The sequence below is a fragment of the Acinetobacter sp. BIGb0102 genome, assembly GCF_003815055.1.
In the GTDB taxonomy this organism is placed as follows: Bacteria; Pseudomonadota; Gammaproteobacteria; order Pseudomonadales; family Moraxellaceae; genus Acinetobacter; species Acinetobacter vivianii.
In genome coordinates this window covers 152840-174205 of record NZ_RKQE01000016.1, presented here as the reverse complement: position 1 = coordinate 174205, position 21366 = coordinate 152840, and the positions used below count along the sequence as shown (strand labels likewise).

The following is a 21366-nucleotide window of genomic DNA, read 5'->3' as shown; positions in this document are numbered from 1 at the left end:
GTTAAAGTGTGATCTGAAGATTAAATGAGATAAGCGCATGAGCACTATTTTTGACCCTATTGTGTCTGAATTTGATGGTTCCGACCATGAAGCTGAATACAACGCATGGTTTAAAGCTAAAGTTGAAGCATCACAAGCAGATCCACGCCCTACAATTCCACATGATGAAGTAGTCGCACGACTAAAAAAACGTCGTGAGGAACGGAGAGGTGAACTCTGAACACGGAACAAAAATATCTGATTTTTAATAATATATCAGATCACATTATCGTCATTATTTTGCTGTTTAAGTAATTTTAATACATCTTCTCTTCGATATAAATTTAATGAATTTGATTCGCCAAAAGATATGGAATCAATTTTTCCTTGAGCTTTGAGATTAATGATGTGAGTGCGGTGCATACCCAAAAGCTTACTAGCTTCGATTGCTGTCATATATTCTTTTTGAAGAGCTTTTACTTGGTCTATATCGTCCGTCTTTACAAACTTCCAGTACACAAAATCATACAGTTTTAGGTAGCCTGTTTTAATCCAATTAATATGTAACCAATTGATTGCACATCCTAATTCTTTTGCAGCATCCTCTAGAGAAATAAAGTCTTGACGATTGAGCTCTTCTATCAAAATAGATACAGAAGCTTTTTCTACTCTAATAACTGAGTGGCAGTGTTCATCTTTTTTTAAGATACCCTTTTGAACAAGTACAGCTACTTTTGATGGACTGATATGTAATTTCGAACTTGTATGTCTTAATGAAAAATATAAAGTCGGATCTGATTCATAATGAACCATTTTTAATCTTTTTTTTGAGGGACGACCTGTATATGTTTCATAAATTTTGAGGTCATTGATCATTTCGGTGGTAATGCATTCAATATCAGTTTGTTGATAAAGGTTTGTTCTCAATCCATCAATGTGAGGACCTCCTACAGGCTCAATGCCAAAATGCTTTAGCTTATCGGCTAGATTTGTAGAATTAACATTCAGCTGGCGAGCTAAGGTTCCAACAGAAATATATTTTTTGCTAAATTCTTCTATGATTTCTGGTAGTGCTACATTTTTTACATGTCCATCCACTTTCTTTTTATCAAGCTTTAACCAACCTTTGACACCAAGGTCTCGAACTATTTCCTTATGAATTTGCAATTGGCCTGCAATTTCTGGAAGTGTGAGAAGATCGCCCTTTGCAACATTTTGTACACGTGGACATAGTAACGGTACTTTATGTGATTCGTCTAACAGGAGCCGTTCAATATCAATACTACTAATATTTATAAGCCCTCTAGCATTTTTTATGGTGGCTAATTTTTCTTTTTGAATTAAGGTTTTCAATCTAGTATAGGAAATATCTAGAATGGTCCTTGTTTGATCCAAAGAAAAAAGCTGTTTTAGATGATTTATTGCTGGTTGATTAACATGATTGCAATTGGCCAATATAGAATTTGCATATTCACGTAGTATTGAACTTTGTTTTTTAAAATAGACAGCCTGAATTTGAGGATGGGCTTTAGAAACTCTTGAATTAATGATATGGATAAGTGTTTTCTTAGATTGTTCGGGGTTTGTTAAGTACTCATATGCCATTTGAATACGTTGATGATCGGCATCGATATTATTAGATTTCCAGTCAAACTTTTCTAAAGCTAACCAATAATCTGATAGTTGATTAATAATTTTTTGATCACCATGGTATATGGTATCCATGAACCACTGTATTGCCTCAGAATTCTTTGAATAAGTTGGTAATATTCTTAAGTCATGTTCACAATTGAGACAAAAATTAATTCTATTTCGACTGATATTGAGTGCTTTTTTACATTTTGGACAGCAATCATATAACTGTGTGCCATGTTTCAAACATACAGTGTAAGGGCGCAGTAACCAATGACGTCTCCAATAAGATTGTTCACTTAAACATTTAGGGCAGAAAGCATGAACATCTTTTCGAAAGAAGCTGTGCTTTAAAATAATTTTAGAATATTTTCTTGGCATAGCTTGAGTAGAGCCACTTAGTGCAAATGCTAGTGATGCATATTCATCAGATAAGCCTAGTAAATGAAGTAGTTTTCTAAATCGCTTTTGATGAGTTACATGACTACTGAGTGTTGTGGCAGGACTGCTTGACTGAATTTTACAAAGAGAATAAACACTAGAAAACCCATTGGCCTCGGCAGCTCTAATTAAAAGGCTGGCCGCACTTTCATCTGGATAGGGGATAGGTTTAATTAATAAAGAATAAGAATTCATAGAGCAATCCTCATCTGACTCGCCAAAATATTACGTGACATCTTGAAAGGATCACTTTTGGTCAGATTGACTTTAGCTGTCGTTCCCTGTAACCATGCATTGCTGAAATCATGAGTTGTAATGATTTCTCGATTATCTTTAAGAGCAAATAGCACACTATCTTTGATAAGTGTCATGATAAAGGCTGGATTGCCAGCAGTGGCAGCATAAAGTTGTGTAGTTATCAAGGGCGAGTTTAGGCTTTGATCAAACGTTACTTCACATCTGGTTTTGATTTGATTTTCTACTTCAGCAAGAAATGGAAACATCGAGCCGTATGATGTAGATGAACCTATTGTCAGAGCATGCAAGGGATAGTGATATTGAAATCGTCGGGTTAGCTGTGAATCCATTTCTAATAAGGGAACAAACTGTGATAGACCAACCAAGCAGAAGCTAATTTGTGTCTCATTAACGATTGATTTAATCCAATCGCACACCACAATATTTAATTTAGTAGTTGTTTTTTGAAAACGGAAGAGGTGATGAAACTCATCTAGAAAAACCAGTTTAGTTTCACATTGGCGCAGTAAATGACACAGTCGCAACGAGATTTGAGTCGTATTTCCAGATGCTGGATTAGGATCTCCTAGTTCCTTGAGTAGCATACTGGCCACTGATTTGACTGATGCAGGAGATGGAACCTGAGCATAAAATGCAGGAATAATAGTTTTTTCATAACCCTCAACGATAGTTGTATAAGATGGCATTTGTTTGATAATGGCTCTACAAAGCAAAGTCTTACCATGACCACCGTCAGCGTGTAAAATACTGCCAATAGGCTCTTGGTAAGTCTGACTTTTTTGCATACATTCAGTGATGCCATGAAATGCGCGATTAAATTCTGGATGGCGCACAATAAAGCGATTAATGTGAGCAACTCGTTCAAGAATAGATATTGAATGATTCATCTTAGATCTCCATTGAAGAGAATGCTGTATAGTTATCGGTGGCTTGCTGTTCTTCCGCAACGATTGGGGATGGCTTGATTGGCATTGAAAGATTTTTAATTTCTTCAGGAAAATCTATTACTAGTTGGCGTAATTTGGGCTTTTTTCTCTGTAAATCTTCTTGGATCTTTTTCAGTAAATGCCAACGGGCAAGTAGGTTAGCCTTTTCACCTAAACGTCTAAGATCTGCCTGAGCCATCTGTTTTTTGATTTTTTGTGCTTCTTGATGGGCATACATGGTTAAACCTTGTGCATAATCAAGATTGGTACATTTAGCTTTGATGAGATTAGTTGAATCATTTGGATCAACGATAAATACATGTCCTAAATCTATTTCATCAACAAGTACAGTCACTTTGGTGAGCTTCTGTTGTTCAAAGGTTGCGAGTGCAGAAGAGGAATAATATAAATAGTCGATTAAGACTCTACCTTTATTGATACTACGTTCATAAGGTTTTCGGCATAGTACAGATGCCTCATCATCTGAAAGCGAAGTTGGCTTGACGATTTTTGTGGCATCTTCCCAAGCAAGTGTTGGTATACGATTGGTTTCAGAATGAGTATCTGTGTGATAAATCTCATTGATCCATTGCTCTGCATATTTTTGAACATCTGCAAGTGTCATTTTGGCATTTTTACTGGCGTTATAATCTCCTCTCGCTGTGGGGTTCGAGAAAGTTGTACCAGGTAGTTTTTGGATTAAACCTTCAGTTAATGTTCTGAAGAAACTTTCAATATGCGGTTTATTATTTGGCGTGCCGATCTGCGATGGCGTAATGGTAATTTTTAAAGTTTCACATAGTCGAGCAAAAGAATTATTTTTGAACTCCACGCCATTGTCTGGAATAATTTGGCTCGGCACACCACCAGGTAAACCTCTTTGGGGTCGGGTAATCATGTCCCGAATCACACACATTGTGGTCAATGCACTTGGTGGATATAAATTGACGTAAATCCCAACGATGACTCGAGTGTAAATATCAATCGCACATGATAAAAATGGACGACCTAAAATGGCTCCTGTTATATCATCAATAATAATGATATCCAGATAATGGGTATCAATTTCCACCAAAGCCATTACGGTTGGGCTGATGATGGATTGTCCAGCAGCTTTGAGTAATTTTCTTGCAGTACGAGATCCTTTTTTAGCGTTAATGACTACATAAGGATCCAAACGATTGATACGACGTTCAATCGTTCGTAAACAAGGGATTTTATGTGATGTCCAGCCATGTTCCATGGCTTTTCCAACAATAAACGCCAGTACATCTTTACCATCTCGTCGCTCTGAACAGAGGTAAATTTCTTGTATGGCTTGATGGATTAGACGTTCGATTTCTAAAGAAAATCGGACATAATGATTACCTGATTTTTTCTTTTCAAGAGATTCTGTAGACTGATTACTTAGTAGATATACTCGAATCCATCGTGCAACAGATCTAGGGCTTGGTGGTAACTGGTCTTGAATCTCTTTGGCAATCTGCTGAATTAATATTGTTAATGGTTGAACTGCAGTTGGCCGTGGCAGCTTAGATAAAGCTGCTTGTATATATCTAAATTTACGTATTCTTTTTGCTGTCATCTCAGGATTAACTAACAAATTTGATGTATTAAAATCATATTCAATCTGCCCAGACTTATACCATTCTTCAAACTGATGATATGGAATTTGAAATATACGACCACCAGCGATCGCAGAATATCGGCATATACCATGACCGATAAAGCTAATTTCAAACTGTGAACCGTGAAATAAAAAGCGAGTACCAATATTGGGAATAGGAATGGAAGTATTCATAGATCTACTCCCAGCATAAGATGTTTATTTTTGGCGTTTTTGATTTGAATGATTTGATGGAAAAGCAAATAGTCTGCAAGCTGTGGAGACAATTGGTCTTTTGCTAAAATGCTATACGCTTGTTCTAGATCATCCAATTCATAGCGAATCAAAAGGTCTTGTGCCAATTCAATTTCAAGTGATGTCCAGTCCTGAAGATGGCCACGAGAATAAAGATGCAATAACTGTGTTAGGGATTGGCGTTGGGGTAATGTATTTGCATCAACTAACTTAAAAGGGATATTTATTGACGCCAAAATGGAAGCTAGTCTCTCAAAGCGTTGAAGGCTTTCTAGGGATAGATGTTGAATGGATGGCTTAACCTCATGGACTTCAAAATCACCTTTTTGAGTACGAATCAGAAAGTCAGGATAAAGTTCCAAATTTTGCCCAATTGGAATTTTTAAGGCCTGTGTTCGATAAGATTCAACCGCAGGATGACTTTCTAGTTGTACAGCATAAGCCAATTCCAGAAAGCTTTCTAAAGCAACTGAACCACCAGCTTTACGGCTGGGAAAAAGAGAAGTTCGACGTTCTAAGCAGCCTTGGTAAATACGACGCTGGCCATGTAGTGTTCCAGCAATATTTGGTTTTTGATTAAACGCTGAATGGATCTGTTCATGAATGAGTTGCTGTATATGTTGTTGTATGTGGCTTATAGGATAAGACATATTATATCTCCATGTTTTTGAAGCATATGTATCCATAGAATGTTGTTTTCTAGGGATAAATAAGCCCATCACAGCTAAAAAAGATAGGTGTGAAAGACTTGACGTATGGTTCTACACAGAAGATACTAGGGGTCTCAATCTCTATATTATCTTCGTGTAATGTAGAACTAACGGATCTTTAAAAAGATCCGTTTTTTATTTATGCATGACTAATTTTTCGTTAATTTGTCTCCTTATTTGTATCAAAGTTAAATATAGGAACATTAACTTCTTCTTTTAAACCTAATTTGACTGCGATCTTATGGCTTTCTCCACGAATGGGAATGTGCTTACTTTTAAGTACGCTATACACAAGATCTGGTGAAAAATTATTTTGACGAGCCCAATCAGCTATTGAGAGTCCACTAAGTTCGAATTTTCGTCGAATCTCATTTTTATCTACCATAGTCACATTGCCCGAAAAAATTTGGAATAGTTTAAAAATAAGTCAAATTTTGTGTAAGGTCAACTTTTTACTTTGACTAAGATAATGTTTTATAAGATATTTTTAGTATAATTTGTATTATATTGAAATTCTCTATAAGCAATTTAAAATGATATGTAGAATTTCTATTGCCGTATCAGATGTCTGTATAAAAAATGCTTTGTGCAAAATATATCCATTTTAGTTTGTTTGTAGACAAAATAATAAAAGTTGGTAAAGAAAGGTTTTGTTTTAAGTTTTTGATTTTTAAATATAATATATGTTCAATGGAGAAGTGTTTGTGTGAAGACTCCAAAAACTTTAGAAATCAAAATGTTAATGATTGATAGAGTCAATAAGAAACAGTATATTTAGTTTCTTCAGTTGGTTTTGTGGAAAGTAAATTTTTCACCTTGAAAATTGGGATTTCATAATGGCTTTAGTTCCTTTTACCGTTTCAGCAAGAGCAGCAATACTTATAGGTCGAGAAAATATTGCTAACTCGAAAGGGGCTATTATAGAGCTAGTTAAAAATTGTTACGATGCAGATTCTCCATTTTGTATAATTTATATTGATAATGAGTTTTGTGAAGTTCCACAAATTTTATCTGAGGAACAATACAAAAAACTTATACGAAAAAATATAGATGAAGACCAAATCAATTTGTTTTATAAGGAAAAACAAGGTGAGTTTGAATTAGTTGATATCACTAAGTTATCGGCTTTAGAAACTGAAAAACTTACATTATTTAAAAATCAATTACTGCAATTATGTACTTTATATATCATTGATGTGGGTGATGGCATGACGAAGAGCATCATCGAAAATCATTGGATGACAATTGGGACTGATAACAAATTACATAACTATAAAACATCTTCTGGTCGAATAAAATCAGGTGCCAAAGGAATAGGTCGTTTTGCTTTGGATAAGCTTGGAGCAAAGTGCGAGATGCTCACAATAACTCGAGCAAGAGATACGAATACTAACAATGGATTGGTATGGGCTGTAAATTGGGGAGATTTTGAAGAATCAAATAAAATAATTAATGAGGTAACAGCTAATTTGGAAGAGTTTGATTCCGGCGGATTAGTTGAAAATGTGCAAAAAATTAATGATTCATTTGATTTTCATTTTATTACTTCAAAAGTATTAGAGCTAAGTAGTTCTGATCTACATAGTTTATTACCTGAAAGACTAGAGGATACTTTTTCTCACGGAACAATTTTAAAAATATCTCATTTACATGATCTATGGGATGATAATTTAGTTAAGCAGTTATTTAATGATCTAGAAGTATTAGTACCACCACGTGATACAGAAGACTTTTCTATACATATTTTATCAACTTTAGAGGTTGATAAATATGGTGAAGTATTGAGTTCGATTTGTGATGATTTTGATTATAAGTTAACAGCAATAGCTGATGAAAATCAGAGTGTAACTATCACTATTGAGCGAGAAGAATATGATACTCAAATTATTCCATCCGATTTTTTTGAGAGGGAATTAGTTAAAAGCTCATTGTTTGCAAGTAGAAAAGAATTCTTAAAGAAAAAATATACCCAAACTTTTACCTTTGACCAATTGGTTGGAGAATCAGTGGAAGCGAATATTTTAAATCAAATAGGGTCATTTGAGTTTATCTTTTATTTTTTGAAAAAAACAACCAATACCTCAGACTCTAAAAGATTTTTTTATAAACCAATTGCTGCTAATTTACGAAAGCAATGGTTAGATAAATTTGGAGGAGTTAAAATTTATCGAGATAACTTTCGTGTAAGACCCTATGGCGAAGTAAACGAACCTGCATTTGATTGGCTAGGTTTAGGATCTAGAAAAGGGGCAAGTCCTGCTGGTGTTGCTAAGGCAGAGGGTGGCTATCGTGTAGAACCAGACAATATAGCAGGTGTTATCAAAATCTCTCGATTAACAAATTTAGAGTTTGAAGATAAATCTAGTCGTGAGGGGCTGCAAGAAACACAAACATTTCATGTGTTTAAAAATATTATTAAGTCTATTATCAATAAGTTTGAAGAAGACAGATCATTTATTGCAAGAGAGCTTAAACATTATGACGATGAGAAATTTGGTCCAGAGAGAGATCTTGCAAAAGCACGAAAATTAACAGAGAGTATTTTGGCTCGAAATCGTCAGAAAAAGGATGAGGGAAATAGCACAGACTCTGGAATAAATGATGATGATCAATCAAAACAACATAGTGATACAGATGGTAATGAGGGGCTCGATAATTCAGAAACGAAGCTAATGGCTTTATATGCGGATTCTTTACAAGAAGAAAACGAGAGGTTGAAAGATGAACATAAGCTTCTTCGTGGAATGGCAAGTAGCGGTATTATATCTGCTGCTCTTGGACATGATTTAGGGAAAATCCAGGGGAAACTTAAATCTAGAGCAGATAAACTTTCAAATTTATTGAAAACTTTGTTTGAAAGTGATCAGTTTAATGGTGTTGAAGAGTATGAGAATCCATTCATATCACTTGATGAGATTAAAGCAGCCGATAAGAAAATTTTAACTTGGCTTGGTTTCTCATTAGGGTTTTCTCGTAAAGATAAACGAAAGAGAAAACAGCTAAGCCTTGATTCTTATTTTGAGCATCTTAAATTAAATTGGGCAAGTACTTTAACAGAGCGTGGAATAGATTTTTCAATAGAGTCTTCACAGAAAATAAACCTTAGGGCTTTTGAAATTGATTTTGATAGTATTTTTGTGAATTTATTGACGAATTCAATGGATGCTTTTACACGTCCATCTGGACGAAAAGTATCTAGAAAAATTCACATTATATTTAAAGAGGTAGGAAATCAGATTTTAATTGAATATAGAGATAATGGACCTGGACTTTCTTCCAGTATATCTAATCCTGAGTCAATTTTTGCACCATTGTATACAACAAAAAGAGATAGTAATGGCGATGAAGTCGGTACAGGGTTAGGAATGTGGATCGCAAAAACAGTTATTGAAGAATATGATGGAACAATTAAACTATTATTAAATCATATTAATGAAAGTGATACTGGATTTGGGGTTAGAATTTCTATTCCAGTAAAATATAAAGTTCAAGAGGTAAAGGATGGCCTATAAAATAGTCTTTATTGATGAACAAAAGAGTGAGCAGAATCAATTCAAAGCAGCTTTTGATATTCATAAAAAAAGTGGTGAAGTTTGTATAATAACTTTATTTCCAGCTCCTACCCTTGATGAAATGATTGCGAATATATGTGAATTGCATCCAGATGCTTTAGTTTCTGATTGGAATCTTAATGAGATCAAAACTGATTTACCTAGTGTATATGAAGTCGACTATTATGGTTCAGAATTAATTTCAGAATTTAGAAAGATTAGAACAGATTTTCCTTGTTTTATTGCTTCTTCTTATGATACTGATGCTTCACATGCAGATTCTACATATGATGTAAACCAAGTTTATTCAAAAGAGTTGAATATAGAAAGTTTTGATAATGAACAACATTTAACTTTTCCTCAAAAAGTAATTCTTCAGATTCAAAAATATAATAAAAGGATAGATGATGCAAAAAATGAACTGCATGAATTGTGTTCTAGAAAGTTCCAAAATGAAATGTTAACAGTCTTTGAAGAGCAAAAAATTATTGAATTAGATAGTTTCTTAGAAAAAACTTTTGGTGCTGATTCTGCTGTTCCCGATGAATTAAAAAGTACAACTAATTCAAAACAGTTAAGCGATTTGTTGGAGTCAGTAAATAAAGTACTCGAGACTATTAAAAATGTTAAGTAATACTTTTAGAACTTTTATTCCTGTAAGAACATGTACAAATCAATACACTGTATATACTCGTTATAAGAGTATTTTAAAAAAAGATTTTAATGGTAGATGTGGTTATACAGATAGTCCAGATAATTGGTTTGGAGGATCAAAATGTTTTCATATTGATCATTTTAAACCTAAAGATCAGTTTCCTGAGTTAAGTTGTAGCTACTCAAATTTAGTATATTGTTGTTCGCATGTTAATAATAAAAAATCTAATAAAATAGGATTATTTTTAGATCCATGTGATGTAGATATGAATGATCATTTTTTCAGAGATGATCATGGAAATATTTGTGCTAAAGAAACCAGTGCGGAAGCACAGTTCATGATGAAAGAGCTTGCATTAAACCAGAGACGTTATGGTCTTATTTGGCAACTGGAACAATTGCAACTAAAATTGGAGGAAATAACAGTTTTACTTGATAAACATCTTAATCTTGATACAAAAGAAGAGTTAATATTATTAAGACTTTATAAAGAAACGAGCTCAATGTTCCAAAAATATTTTAAGTATTTAGGTACAGAATTATGAGTCTAAAGAAACAAACAGGTTCTTATTACACTCCAACCCATATTGCAAATTTTATTGTAAAAAGGGTTTTTAATAAATCTGAAGAAAGTAGGTTAACCATTCTTGAACCTAGTGCGGGAGATGGTGAGTTTATTCGAGCTTTATCTAATAATATTTTGTGTTCTGATATTAAAGTAGAGAAAATTTTAGCGGTTGAAATATCTGAAACTGAGTCTAATAAAATTAAAAAAAATATTAATTTGGATGAGCTTGATGTTGTTCATGCAGATTTTTTAGATTTTCAAACTGGGTTGCAAGATTGTAGTTTTGATCTTGTAATTGGTAACCCCCCTTATGTAAAAAGGAATTATCTTAGTGATAGACAGATTGAGCTTTGTGCTGCTATTCATGCTCAATTTCCTACATTATCAACTAGTACAGTAAAAAACATATGGAGTTCATTTCTTGTAAGATCTATTAGCCTTTTAGCTGAAAATGGAATACTTGCATTGGTTTTACCATCTGAACTATTACAGGTTAAGTATGCGAAAGAGTTAAGAGAGCTTCTATTAAATGAATTCGAGCGTATAGAGGTTTTTACATTTAATGAGCTACTATTTAAAGAATGTAAAGGGCAAGATACGCTAATTTTAATTGCCGAAAAAAAATCAAGTGCTCCTGGTCTTTTTTTCTGTAATATTGAAGCTCCTGATGAGCTAGGTGGAGATGTTACTAAACTAAAATTAAATGAACATAAGGTGGTAAACTCCCTAAAATGGACAAGCCATGCTCTAACTACATCAGAATGTTCATTAATTGAGAAGTTTATCAAGAAAATTCCTAAAGTTAATGATATATCATCTTCTAAAGCCGGCATAGTAACTGCCGCTAATTCCTTTTTTATTGTGAATCAGGATAATATCAATAAGTATTCTTTTGAAAAATATGCAAAACCAATTATACAGAAATCTACTTATGTTGGTTGTGGAGTCGTATTTGATAATAAATCTTTTAATGATTTATTAACGTTAGGTACTCCTTGTTTTTTATTGGATTTTAATAATAGTTTTGATGTGAGTGATAATTTATCAAAGAGCCAATATATTTTAGAGGGAGTTGAACAAGGTCTACATAATCGATTTAAAATGCTCAGTAGAAAGGAATGGTTTCATGTTCCAAATATTGGTACACCAGCACCAGCTTTCTTTTTTAAAAGATGTCATGAGTATCCTAAGATTATAAAAAATGAAGCAAATGTATTAGCAACTGACACAGCATATCTTGTTTACCCTAAAGACAATTATGACATAAATAGTCTGATTTTTTCTTTTTATAATTCTTTAACTTTGCTTTTGGCTGAGTTGTATGGCAGGTATTATGGAGGAGGGGTTCTTGAGTTAACACCTAATGAGTTTAAAAGTTTATCAATACCTTATATTTCAATAAGTGATTCTGATTTTGAGATTTATTCTAAAGAGTTTATGAATATAAGTTCAATAGATGATATTTGTCTTAAATATGATGCAATAATTTTAAAAAATTCATTTCCTAGAATAACTGATGAACAAATAAAAAAGTTACAAAGCATTCGTAAGAAACTTTCTTTGAGAAGACAAAGATTGTAGATTTTTTAAAATTCCATAACCATTTAGAGTTTTCTATGACACCTGTCATGTCGTTCCATGACAGGTGTTGTGTCGTTTATGACAACTGATGTGTCGTTCAACGCTGTTAATCAAACTTACCAGCTTAACGCACCACCAGTTTGGTAATCCGTTACACGCGTTTCAAAGAAGTTCTTCTCTTTACGCAAGTCCATCATCTCAGACATCCAGCCAAACGGGTTAGTTACACCAGCAAATTGCTCTGGTAAACCAAGTTGTGCTAAACGACGGTTACAGATGAACTTCAAGTATTCTTCCATCATGCTTGCGTTCATACCCAATACACCACGTGGCATAGTGTCGCGCGCATATTCGATTTCAAGCATAGTGCCTTCAAGAATCATTTGAATCACTTCTTCTTGGAACTCGGCAGTCCACAAATGTGGGTTCTCGATCTTGATCTGGTTGATCATGTCGATACCGAAGTTCAAGTGCATAGACTCATCACGCAAGATGTACTGGAACTGCTCAGCAACACCATTCATCTTGTTACGGCGACCCATACTCAAGATTTGAGTAAAGCCACAGTAGAAGAAGATCCCTTCAAGTACACAGTAGAATGCGATCAAGTTACGAAGTAAACGTTGGTCGTTTTCAGGTGTACCTGTATTGAAAGTAGGGTCACTTAAAGATTGAGTGTACTTCAAGCCCCAAGATGCTTTACGTGCAACACTTGGAATCTCACGGTACATGTTGAAGACTTCGCCTTCGTCCATACCCAAAGATTCGATACAGTATTGATAAGCATGTGTGTGAATCGCTTCTTCAAATGCTTGACGTAAGATGTACTGACGGCATTCTGGGTTGGTAATGTGACGGTAAATCGCCAATACCAAGTTGTTTGCAACCAATGAATCGGCAGTCGAGAAGAAACCTAAAGAACGCATGATAATGGTACGCTCATCTTCGGTTAAGCCATTTTCAGACTTCCAAAGTGCGATATCGTGGTTCATGTTGACTTCTTGTGGCATCCAGTGGTTTGCACACCCGTCAAGGTACTTCTGCCAAGCCCACTCGTATTTGAATGGCACAAGCTGGTTCAAGTCCGCACGACAGTTGATCATGGCTTTATCATCAACCTGAACGCGCTGAGCGCCCATTTCAAGTTCTTCTAAACCCGGTGCAACGTCTAGGCGTTCTAGGGCTGCAGATGCTCGAGCCAGCGAATCGGCTGAATCTGTTGATCGCACGGTACTGGTTCCAGCGGATTGTGGAGCTGCCACGCGCGGCGATGATTGCTCTGAATCAGATACCACTTGCGTATTAACCGTTTTTTGCGTGTCGATGGGCGCAGACTTGTGTTCAGGTGCAGTCGGTTTTTGCGAATCATCTTCAAAATCGTCCCAACTAAGGATAGACATATCAATTCTCTCTTCGTTGCTTTATATCTTTTATGAAGACATCTCAATCAAGAAGATGTCCTTACTATACGCTCAATTTGTGTAAGCAAAATTAAGTTTTATTGATTGATTTTTTATAAGTGACCAGTGGGCACTGACAATCCCTAAGACTTATTTTGATTACGCTGTTGTCTACGTATTTTAAAAAACGCGTAAACGAGGGGGATATAAAACACTAGAAAGGCACAAATCAGAACAATCACACCAAATTGATAATTATGACTGAGATGGAACATGATCTATGCCTCTATAGATTTAAATCTTGCAAGGCCCTTCCAGAGTGAGAAGGGCGTATGCGGATTTAATTACTGACAAGCTTCACAGTCTGGATTGTCGATTGAACAAGCCATTGGTACTGGTGCTGCTGTCGTAAAACCATCTTCTTCAACTGGAGTTTCTGGTTTTTTCTCTGCAACCGCCGCAGGTGCTGCTGCAACCACAGGCGCTTCAACCGATGCTGGTTTTACTGCATTGAGTGCACCAGTATTAATTGTTGATTTCTCAGCAGAGGTCGCACCTAAAGCTCGGAGGTAATATGTAGTTTTAAGACCACGTAACCATGCCATCTTATAAGTGATGTCAAGTTTCTTACCATTCGCGCCAGCGATGTAAAGGTTCAATGACTGTGCTTGGTCGATCCATTTTTGGCGACGTGATGCAGCATCTACGATCCAGCGCGTATCCACTTCAAACGCTGTTGCGAAGATTGCTTTTAATTCGTCAGGAATACGTGCAATCTTTTGAACCGAACCTTCAAAGTGTTTCAGGTCATTTACCATCACTGTATCCCAAAGACCACGTTCTTTTAATGCACGAACAAGGTAAGGGTTGATCACAGTGAATTCACCAGACAGGTTAGATTTCACATACAAGTTCTGGAATGTTGGCTCAATTGATTGAGACACGCCACAAATGTTTGAAATGGTTGCTGTTGGTGCAATCGCCATTACATTCGAGTTACGCATACCGTCTTTTTGAACTTTGGCACGTAAAGTGTCCCAGTCTAAACGTTGTGTACGATCCACTTCGAACATGCGTTCTGGACGTGATTTTGCAACGATTTCTAAAGAGTCGATTGGTAAGATACCTTGATCCCACAATGAACCTTTGAATGTTGAGTAAGCACCACGTTCGATTGCAAGGTTGCTTGATGTTTCGATTGCGTAGTAGCTGATCACTTCCATTGATTCATCAGCAAAATCAACTGCTGCGTCAGAACCGTAAGCAAGATTCATTTCATATAATGCATCTTGGAAGCCCATGATACCCATACCCACTGGGCGGTGTTTCATGTTTGAGTTTTTCGCTTGTGGAACAGCGTAGTAGTTGATGTCGATTACGTTATCGAGCATGCGTACCGCAGTTTTTACTGTACGAGCAAGCTTTTCACGGTCTAACACACCACCTTGAACGTGTTGTACAAGGTTGATCGAACCTAAGTTACATACCGCGATTTCGTCTTGGTTTGTATTTAAGGTGATTTCTGTACACAAGTTCGATGAGTGAACCACGCCCACGTGTTGTTGTGGTGAACGCAAGTTACATACATCTTTGAACGTGATCCACGGATGACCTGTTTCGAATAACATCGAAAGCATTTTGCGCCATAAGTCTTTCGCACGTACTTTCTTGTGTAGCATGTTTTGTTCTTTTGCTACAGCTTCGTAGTGTGCATAACGCTCAGCAAATTCAGCACCAGTTAAGTCATGCAGGTCTGGTGTTTCAGAAGGGGTGAACAGTGTCCATTCCGCATCTTCAAATACACGTTGCATGAATAGGTCAGGAACCCAGTTTGCAGTGTTCATGTCATGGGTACGACGACGGTCATCACCTGTGTTTTTACGTAGCTCTAGGAATTCTTCAACATCCAAGTGCCAAGTTTCGAGGTACGCACAGACTGCACCTTTACGCTTACCACCTTGGTTAACCGCAACCGCTGTATCATTCGCAACTTTAAGGAATGGTACAACACCTTGTGATTTACCGTTGGTGCCTTTGATATAAGAGTTCAATGCACGTACAGGTGTCCAGTCATTACCTAAACCGCCAGCCCATTTTGACAGCATTGCGTTGTCACGCATTGCGCCATAAATGTCATACAGGTCATCACCAATCGTGGTTAAGTAACAGCTTGATAACTGTGGACGTAACGTACCTGAGTTAAACAGGGTTGGTGTAGATGCCATGTAATCGAAGCTAGACAATAAGTCATAGAATTCGATTGCGCGGTCTTCTTTATGTTCTTCGTTGAGTGCAAGACCCATTGATACACGCATAAAGAATAATTGTGGTAATTCGAAACGGACGCCATTCGAGTGAATGAAGTAACGGTCAAATAAAGTTTGTAGACCTAAATAGGTAAACTGGTTTGAGCGCTCTGGCTTGATTGCAGCTGCCAATTTTTCAAGGTCAAAGTCAAGCAGGTCAGCAGAAAGAAGATCAAGCTCAATACCTTTCTTCAAGAAGGTTTCTAAAGCATTGCCTTCTGGTGTATCTGAAGGTAGACCTAAGAATTCAAGGCCAGTGCTCACCAATTCATTTGATAATAAACGTGCAGTCACATAAGTATAGTTTGGCTCTTGTTCGATACGCGTACGGGTCGCCATCATCATGGTCGTCGCGATATCGCTTTCTTTTACGCCGTTATATAAGTTTTTAACGGTCTCATCAACGATCGCTTGAACATCAATACCTTCCAAACCTTCGCTTGCCGTCTGGATGGTTGCAGTCAACGCATCAAGATCTAATGGCTGGAGCTGGCCATTGCTGTCGGTGATCTGAAGGGTAGGGTGATGGTTCGCACCAGTTTGCTGACGGGCACTTGCGCGTTGGTCACGATAGATCACATACGCACGGGCAACTTTTTGCTCGCCAGTACGCATCAGAGCCAATTCAACCTGATCCTGAATTTCTTCGATATGGATCGTGCCACCAGAAGGTAGGCGACGGTTAAATGTGTTCATAACCATTTCTGTAAGTTGGGTGATGCGGTCATGGATACGACTAGAGTCAGTACCTTGTTGACCTTCAACAGCTAGAAATGCTTTCCCAATCGCAACAGAAATTTTCTCGGCATTAAATGGCGCAATCTCACCAGTGCGCTTAATGACCTGAAGTTGGCCAGGAGTAGAAGTGATGATGCTCATGTCAGCATAGCTCCATTATCATCTATTTTTATGTTCATTGACCGTTTGAATCGAGCAAAAAGCATGCCACGATGTTTGAGGGATAAACACAATACTTAGTGGTTAAAGTTTATTTTCAACACAAGATACGGGATTTTTAGTACTAGATCAATCCTTGACATTTTACTAATTTTTTTTTCATGTCTTAACTGCTGAATTCACAGGGACATAGCATAACAAAGCCATTAAAAAAGGCTTATAGATAACTCTGTGGATAAGTCAAAAAACAGACACTTAAATTGTTATAGGCGAAGAAAGAAACAAATTGTTTAACATTGGCACAAAATCTATACTAAACATCCATCCTGAAGAAAAAACGCTTACAATTCTGAAAAATATATTAAAATTCATAATTTTAATAAAAAGATAACAAAACAGGGTAAGCGTGTATCAGTTTGGTGAACGGCTACTTGTTTACAATGTAAACGTGTGTATATTGCAATTCATAAACCAATGTATCTGTCAGATTTATATAGATAGACTCACTCAGATTTTAGGGGCAACAAATGAGCCAAGAAGAAAAGTTACCGAAGATTTTGATTGTTGAAGATGACGAGCGTTTAGCACGTTTAACACAAGAGTATTTGATTCGTAACGGTTTAGAAGTTGGTGTTGAAACTGATGGTAATCGTGCCATTCGTCGTATTATCAGCGAGCAACCAGATTTAGTGGTTCTCGATGTGATGTTACCTGGTGCAGATGGCCTGACCGTTTGTCGTGAAGTACGTCCGCATTATCATCAACCCATCTTGATGTTAACTGCGCGTACCGAAGATATGGATCAGGTACTGGGTCTGGAAATGGGCGCAGATGACTATGTTGCCAAGCCTGTTCAGCCACGCGTACTGTTAGCGCGTATTCGTGCCTTATTACGTCGTACCGATAAGACGGTTGAAGACGAAGTTGCACAACGTATCGAGTTTGATGATCTTGTGATTGATAACGGTGGCCGTTCAGTGACTTTAAATGGTGATCTGGTTGATTTCACCAGCGCTGAATATGACCTGTTATGGTTACTTGCTTCAAATGCAGGCCGTATCTTGTCTCGTGAAGATATCTTCGAGCGTTTACGCGGTATCGAATATGACGGTCAAGACCGTTCGATTGACGTACGTATCTCGCGTATCCGTCCAAAAATCGGTGATGACCCAGAAAATCCAAAACGTATTAAAACAGTACGTAGTAAAGGTTATCTATTCGTTAAAGAAACCAACGGGATCTAAATCCCTAGAATCCTCCTTCTTTAAGGGGGATTCTTTCCTTTCTGCTAAGGACTTGCGTAGCAGGCTGCTCAAGCGGGGTTTTAATGAGCTTGGAATTATTTAGCTTATGGTAAGTCGAGTACTGAAAAACAGCATATTCTTGCGTATTTATGCTGGCTTAGTGGTTTTGGTTGTTGTAGTTGCCGCATTTTGTTATTTGCTGGTGCAGATTATCAACTACCAACGGGCGCAAGAATATCGTGAATCTCTGACCGATGGCATTTCCTATGTCATTAGTGAGGGAGTATCTCGCCAGCCAGAAAAACAACAGAAACTCGACTGGATTTCCGATGCCTCTGATTTGCTGGAATTACCAATCTACTATGTGGATGCGGAACGGGTAGAGTTATCACGTACCGAGAAAAAGCGCATTGCCGAGCAAAAGTCGGTGGTTCGTTATGATGCCAATAATGGGATTGGCTATATCATTATCGGTCTAAAAGACGATCCTAAGCATTTTCTCTATATCAAAGTGGATAAAATTGGCGAACGCCAGATGAAGGCGCTGCCGATTTTTGTGCTGGATTATTTGATTTTCTATCCAGGACAAGAGCGTGAATATTTAGACCGAATCAAAAAGCATTTCTATTATCCGATTGAAATTGCAGATATTAAAGATATTAATCTGGATTCAGAGCAAATTGGTCGTTTACGCCAAGATCAAAGTATCTTGCTTTATAAAGACAGTGCAACAGTCCGTGGCACGACCATTTCGATTGTGTCTCCAATGCCAAACCATCCTGCACAAGTGCTGATACTAGGCCCAGTGCCGATGTTTAACTGGATGCCATTCCAGCTTTCAGCAGGGATTACCTTATTCAGCTTATTCTTGCTGAGTTTGGGTGTCTATGGTTTGATTCTGCCGCTTGAACGTAAAATCCGTCAGGTACGTTATGCCTTGAACAAAATGAAGTCAGGTGATTTGTCTTTACGTGTTCCGATTGAAGGAACCGATGAAATGGCGAATCTGGCATCAAGTTATAACAATATGTCGGATCATATTCAGCGTTTGATTGAAGCACAGCGTGAATTGATGCGTGCGGTATCACATGAACTCAGAACCCCTGTCGCGCGAATCCGTTTTGGGATGGAAATGCTGGCAGAGGAAGATGACTATAATTACCGTATCCAGCAAGTCGATATGATTGATAAGGATATTGAAGCACTCAATACGTTGATTGATGAAATCATGACCTATGCCAAACTGGAGCAGGGCACACCATCTCTCGATTTCGAAGAAATTGTACTGGTTGAAGTTCTAGACCAAGTGGCAATGGAAACGGAAGCGCTGAAGACACAAAAAGAAATCGAGTTGATTGCACCGCCAATGGCGTTGCAGGTCGATGCAGAGCGTCGCTATCTACACCGTGTGGTGCAGAATCTGGTTGGAAATGCCGTGCGCTACTGTGACCATAAGGTGCGTATTAGTGGTGGTATCCGTGCCGATGGCAATGCCTATGTCTGCGTTGAAGATGATGGGCCAGGGATTCCTGAGCAGGAGCGCGCCCGTATCTTTGAAGCCTTTGCGCGTCTGGATGATAGTCGTACTCGTGCTTCAGGTGGTTATGGACTTGGTTTGTCGATTGTTAGCCGTATTGCTTACTGGTTTGGTGGCACCATTCAGGTTGATCAGAGTCCAAATCTGGGCGGTGCACGTTTTATCATGACTTGGCCCGCAAAACGATATAAGCAAGTCTTAAAGAAATAATCAAAGAAAAAGGAATGGCGAGTACCATTCCTTTTTTGTTTTAAAGCCAATAAAAAAGCCAAGGCGATAAACACCTTGGCTCAATTGAAATAAAAACTTTTAAATCAATTCATCTACTTTTACTCATGAACCGAAGGATCTGGTTCGATCAATGGTTTGCCTGAGCGAAGCGAGTGTAATGCATCGGCATTGAAATCAATGAGTAGGGAATTGTTTTTAATATCGATTTTATAGCCTTGGATCAGTGCCTGATCTCCATTTAAGGTTTCAACTTTATAACTGTCTGCAATATTAAGAATACTTTCTAAATTGGTTGTGGTTGCGGCAAAATCCTCTCTAAATACTTCATAGATATCTCTTAAATCAAAAATTGCATTATCAGCATCTGGATGTTTTCGAACATAACTTTCTATGTGACGCATGAGTAGTTGTGAAAAAAAGAAATAATCCGAGTCGTGTGTGTATTCTAGATGCATGTTTTTCTCCTTCTTTGCTTCTATTAGAATAACGATCTATTGCTTGAGCTGTGTATAAAGATAATTAAAGTATTTAGCTGAATTGCAACATATTATGTCGAAATGACAACTCGATTTCAGCCTAACCTTTTAACTCGAGAAAGTGCCTGATCTGCCTATTTGAATCATTGTTTAATAGAATAGGGATTCTCCGCTTGGTTAATACAAATATAGAGGGAGAGATGAATAAATTTTGTTTAAATTTTCAGCACAAATTTGTATCAATGCAATGATTTAGTTCGTGCTGCCATATTTAGGAACATTACGCAGAAATGATGAATGTTTTTGATGCACTAATAAAGAAAAAAATGATCAATATAGAGTCTTTGATTAGATAATTCGATTTCTAGGGGTGAATTAACCATGATCTTGTATATATCAGTAACTTTATGGACAAAATCATCCGAAAGACTAAAGCGCTTCAACTAGCATGAGAAATTAGAAATCAGGTACAATTGGCGGGATTAATTTTGTGTTTGGTGTATTTGAAGGCCAATACATACATTCTTTGTTAAAAATAGGCCTGCCAGGAGTTATCCCCGCATGAGTGCCATTACTCCATACGATTGGGCAATTATTGCCTTCGTGATCGGCGTTACATTTCTTTGCGTTTTTATGCTCACTGTTCCCTTACTCCTAGGGGGTAAAGCATGGGGACGTGCGAAGCAAGAGCAGTTTGAGTCAGGTGTAGTTGGTGCGGGCGGTGCTCGTATCCGCTTGTCTGCCAAGTTCTATTTAGTTGCAATTTTCTTTGTGGTTTTCGATCTGGAAGCCCTCTATCTCTACGCTTGGTCAACTTCAGTTCGTGAAGTCGGTTGGGTTGGTTTTGCAACTGCCGCAGTCTTTATTCTAGTTTTATTAATTGGTTTGATTTACGAACTTTCAACAGGCGCACTCAACTGGGCTCCTTCTGATCGCCGTAAAGCTGCTGGTGTTAAAACTAATATCGGTTCGCCAAATATGAACATTGCTGACATTACCCGATTCAATAACATTGAAGAGTTGGTTGTCGATCCTACTGGTCATATTCCAGCACAGTCTTCTGGTCGTGTTAAATCTAAAACACCGACTACCTCAACATCTGAACAGGAGTAAG

The 21366-nt window shown here is 37.2% G+C and carries 17 protein-coding genes; 8 read left to right on the top strand and 9 right to left on the bottom strand.

Going from position 1 to position 21366, the window contains the following annotated elements:
- Positions 1-37: 37 nt before the first annotated feature.
- Positions 38-220, top strand: coding sequence for an antitoxin (locus EC846_RS16440; protein ID WP_123775801.1), 183 nt, complete (start codon positions 38-40; stop codon positions 218-220).
- A gap of 35 nt (positions 221-255) precedes the next feature.
- On the opposite strand, the gene EC846_RS16435 is transcribed toward EC846_RS16440, so the two are convergent.
- The 5 genes from EC846_RS16435 to EC846_RS16415 form a co-directional block, all read right to left on the bottom strand.
- Positions 256-2247 carry a TniQ family protein gene (locus EC846_RS16435; RefSeq protein ID WP_123775800.1) on the bottom strand — a complete coding sequence of 664 codons (1992 nt, stop codon included), beginning with the start codon at positions 2245-2247 and terminating at the stop codon, positions 256-258.
- On the bottom strand, positions 2244-3197 hold the full coding sequence (locus EC846_RS16430; RefSeq protein WP_123775799.1) for a TniB family NTP-binding protein: 954 nt from the start codon (positions 3195-3197) through the stop codon (positions 2244-2246). Before EC846_RS16430 ends, EC846_RS16435 begins: the two co-directional genes overlap by 4 nt.
- 1 nt (position 3198) lies before the next feature.
- On the bottom strand, positions 3199-5037 hold the full coding sequence (locus EC846_RS16425) for a Mu transposase C-terminal domain-containing protein (protein ID WP_123775798.1): 1839 nt from the start codon (positions 5035-5037) through the stop codon (positions 3199-3201).
- Positions 5034-5747, bottom strand: coding sequence for a TnsA endonuclease N-terminal domain-containing protein (locus EC846_RS16420; RefSeq protein WP_123775797.1), 714 nt, complete (start codon positions 5745-5747; stop codon positions 5034-5036). Before EC846_RS16420 ends, EC846_RS16425 begins: the two co-directional genes overlap by 4 nt.
- A 220-nt stretch (positions 5748-5967) precedes the next feature.
- Positions 5968-6192, bottom strand: coding sequence for a DNA-binding protein (locus EC846_RS16415; RefSeq protein ID WP_061516341.1), 225 nt, complete (start codon positions 6190-6192; stop codon positions 5968-5970).
- A 451-nt stretch (positions 6193-6643) separates the two neighbouring features.
- Here EC846_RS16415 and EC846_RS16410 point away from each other — a divergent pair, with 451 nt between their 5' ends.
- The 4 genes from EC846_RS16410 to EC846_RS16395 are packed head-to-tail and all read left to right on the top strand — an operon-like array spanning position 6644 to position 12161.
- Positions 6644-9319 (top strand): ATP-binding protein, encoded by a 2676-nt coding sequence (locus EC846_RS16410; protein WP_123775796.1) that lies wholly within the window; start codon positions 6644-6646, stop codon positions 9317-9319.
- Positions 9309-9992 (top strand): hypothetical protein, encoded by a 684-nt coding sequence (locus tag EC846_RS16405; RefSeq protein WP_123775795.1) that lies wholly within the window; start codon positions 9309-9311, stop codon positions 9990-9992. Before EC846_RS16410 ends, EC846_RS16405 begins: the two co-directional genes overlap by 11 nt.
- Positions 9982-10557 carry an HNH endonuclease gene (locus tag EC846_RS16400; protein ID WP_123775794.1) on the top strand — a complete coding sequence of 192 codons (576 nt, stop codon included), beginning with the start codon at positions 9982-9984 and terminating at the stop codon, positions 10555-10557. Before EC846_RS16405 ends, EC846_RS16400 begins: the two co-directional genes overlap by 11 nt.
- The gene (locus tag EC846_RS16395; protein ID WP_123775793.1) at positions 10554-12161 is read left to right on the top strand and encodes an Eco57I restriction-modification methylase domain-containing protein; all 1608 of its coding nucleotides are present in this window, start codon (positions 10554-10556) and stop codon (positions 12159-12161) included. Before EC846_RS16400 ends, EC846_RS16395 begins: the two co-directional genes overlap by 4 nt.
- Positions 12162-12277: 116 nt before the next feature.
- Here EC846_RS16395 and EC846_RS16390 read toward each other — a convergent pair whose 3' ends face one another.
- From EC846_RS16390 to EC846_RS16380, 3 genes are all read right to left on the bottom strand, one after another.
- On the bottom strand, positions 12278-13561 hold the full coding sequence (locus EC846_RS16390) for a ribonucleotide-diphosphate reductase subunit beta (protein ID WP_123775792.1): 1284 nt from the start codon (positions 13559-13561) through the stop codon (positions 12278-12280).
- 143 nt (positions 13562-13704) lie between these two features.
- Positions 13705-13836, bottom strand: coding sequence for a hypothetical protein (locus tag EC846_RS16385; protein WP_004655460.1), 132 nt, complete (start codon positions 13834-13836; stop codon positions 13705-13707).
- A 69-nt stretch (positions 13837-13905) separates the two neighbouring features.
- Positions 13906-16746, bottom strand: a complete 2841-nt coding sequence (locus tag EC846_RS16380; RefSeq protein WP_004770761.1) for a ribonucleoside-diphosphate reductase subunit alpha — start codon at positions 16744-16746, stop codon at positions 13906-13908.
- 545 nt (positions 16747-17291) lie between these two features.
- On the opposite strand from EC846_RS16380, the gene bfmR reads away from it, so the two are divergent.
- Positions 17292-18008 (top strand): response regulator transcription factor BfmR, encoded by a 717-nt coding sequence (gene bfmR, locus EC846_RS16375; protein ID WP_004770762.1) that lies wholly within the window; start codon positions 17292-17294, stop codon positions 18006-18008.
- A gap of 106 nt (positions 18009-18114) precedes the next feature.
- Positions 18115-19755 (top strand): sensor histidine kinase BfmS, encoded by a 1641-nt coding sequence (gene bfmS, locus EC846_RS16370; RefSeq protein ID WP_005256169.1) that lies wholly within the window; start codon positions 18115-18117, stop codon positions 19753-19755.
- Between the two features lie 119 nt (positions 19756-19874).
- Here the strand turns inward: bfmS and EC846_RS16365 are convergent, their stop codons facing one another.
- Positions 19875-20231 (bottom strand): hypothetical protein, encoded by a 357-nt coding sequence (locus EC846_RS16365; protein ID WP_123775791.1) that lies wholly within the window; start codon positions 20229-20231, stop codon positions 19875-19877.
- Between the two features lie 582 nt (positions 20232-20813).
- Here EC846_RS16365 and EC846_RS16360 point away from each other — a divergent pair.
- A complete protein-coding gene (locus EC846_RS16360; RefSeq protein ID WP_004770765.1) occupies positions 20814-21365 on the top strand; it encodes an NADH-quinone oxidoreductase subunit A in 552 nt (183 codons plus the stop codon).
- Position 21366 lies beyond the last annotated feature (1 nt).

Excerpts from the sequence above, each read along its gene's own strand:
- EC846_RS16440 (WP_123775801.1), top strand. The coding sequence starts at position 38 with ATGAGCACTATTTTTGACCCTATTGTGTCTGAATTTGATGGTTCCGAC.
- EC846_RS16435 (WP_123775800.1), bottom strand. The coding sequence starts at position 2,247 with ATGAATTCTTATTCTTTATTAATTAAACCTATCCCCTATCCAGATGAA.
- EC846_RS16430 (WP_123775799.1), bottom strand. The coding sequence starts at position 3,197 with ATGAATCATTCAATATCTATTCTTGAACGAGTTGCTCACATTAATCGC.
- EC846_RS16425 (WP_123775798.1), bottom strand. The coding sequence starts at position 5,037 with ATGAATACTTCCATTCCTATTCCCAATATTGGTACTCGCTTTTTATTT.
- EC846_RS16420 (WP_123775797.1), bottom strand. The coding sequence starts at position 5,747 with ATGTCTTATCCTATAAGCCACATACAACAACATATACAGCAACTCATT.
- EC846_RS16415 (WP_061516341.1), bottom strand. The coding sequence starts at position 6,192 with ATGGTAGATAAAAATGAGATTCGACGAAAATTCGAACTTAGTGGACTC.
- EC846_RS16410 (WP_123775796.1), top strand. The coding sequence starts at position 6,644 with ATGGCTTTAGTTCCTTTTACCGTTTCAGCAAGAGCAGCAATACTTATA.
- EC846_RS16405 (WP_123775795.1), top strand. The coding sequence starts at position 9,309 with ATGGCCTATAAAATAGTCTTTATTGATGAACAAAAGAGTGAGCAGAAT.
- EC846_RS16400 (WP_123775794.1), top strand. The coding sequence starts at position 9,982 with ATGTTAAGTAATACTTTTAGAACTTTTATTCCTGTAAGAACATGTACA.
- EC846_RS16395 (WP_123775793.1), top strand. The coding sequence starts at position 10,554 with ATGAGTCTAAAGAAACAAACAGGTTCTTATTACACTCCAACCCATATT.
- EC846_RS16390 (WP_123775792.1), bottom strand. The coding sequence starts at position 13,561 with ATGTCTATCCTTAGTTGGGACGATTTTGAAGATGATTCGCAAAAACCG.
- EC846_RS16385 (WP_004655460.1), bottom strand. The coding sequence starts at position 13,836 with ATGTTCCATCTCAGTCATAATTATCAATTTGGTGTGATTGTTCTGATT.
- EC846_RS16380 (WP_004770761.1), bottom strand. The coding sequence starts at position 16,746 with ATGAGCATCATCACTTCTACTCCTGGCCAACTTCAGGTCATTAAGCGC.
- bfmR (WP_004770762.1), top strand. The coding sequence starts at position 17,292 with ATGAGCCAAGAAGAAAAGTTACCGAAGATTTTGATTGTTGAAGATGAC.
- bfmS (WP_005256169.1), top strand. The coding sequence starts at position 18,115 with ATGGTAAGTCGAGTACTGAAAAACAGCATATTCTTGCGTATTTATGCT.
- EC846_RS16365 (WP_123775791.1), bottom strand. The coding sequence starts at position 20,231 with ATGCATCTAGAATACACACACGACTCGGATTATTTCTTTTTTTCACAA.
- EC846_RS16360 (WP_004770765.1), top strand. The coding sequence starts at position 20,814 with ATGAGTGCCATTACTCCATACGATTGGGCAATTATTGCCTTCGTGATC.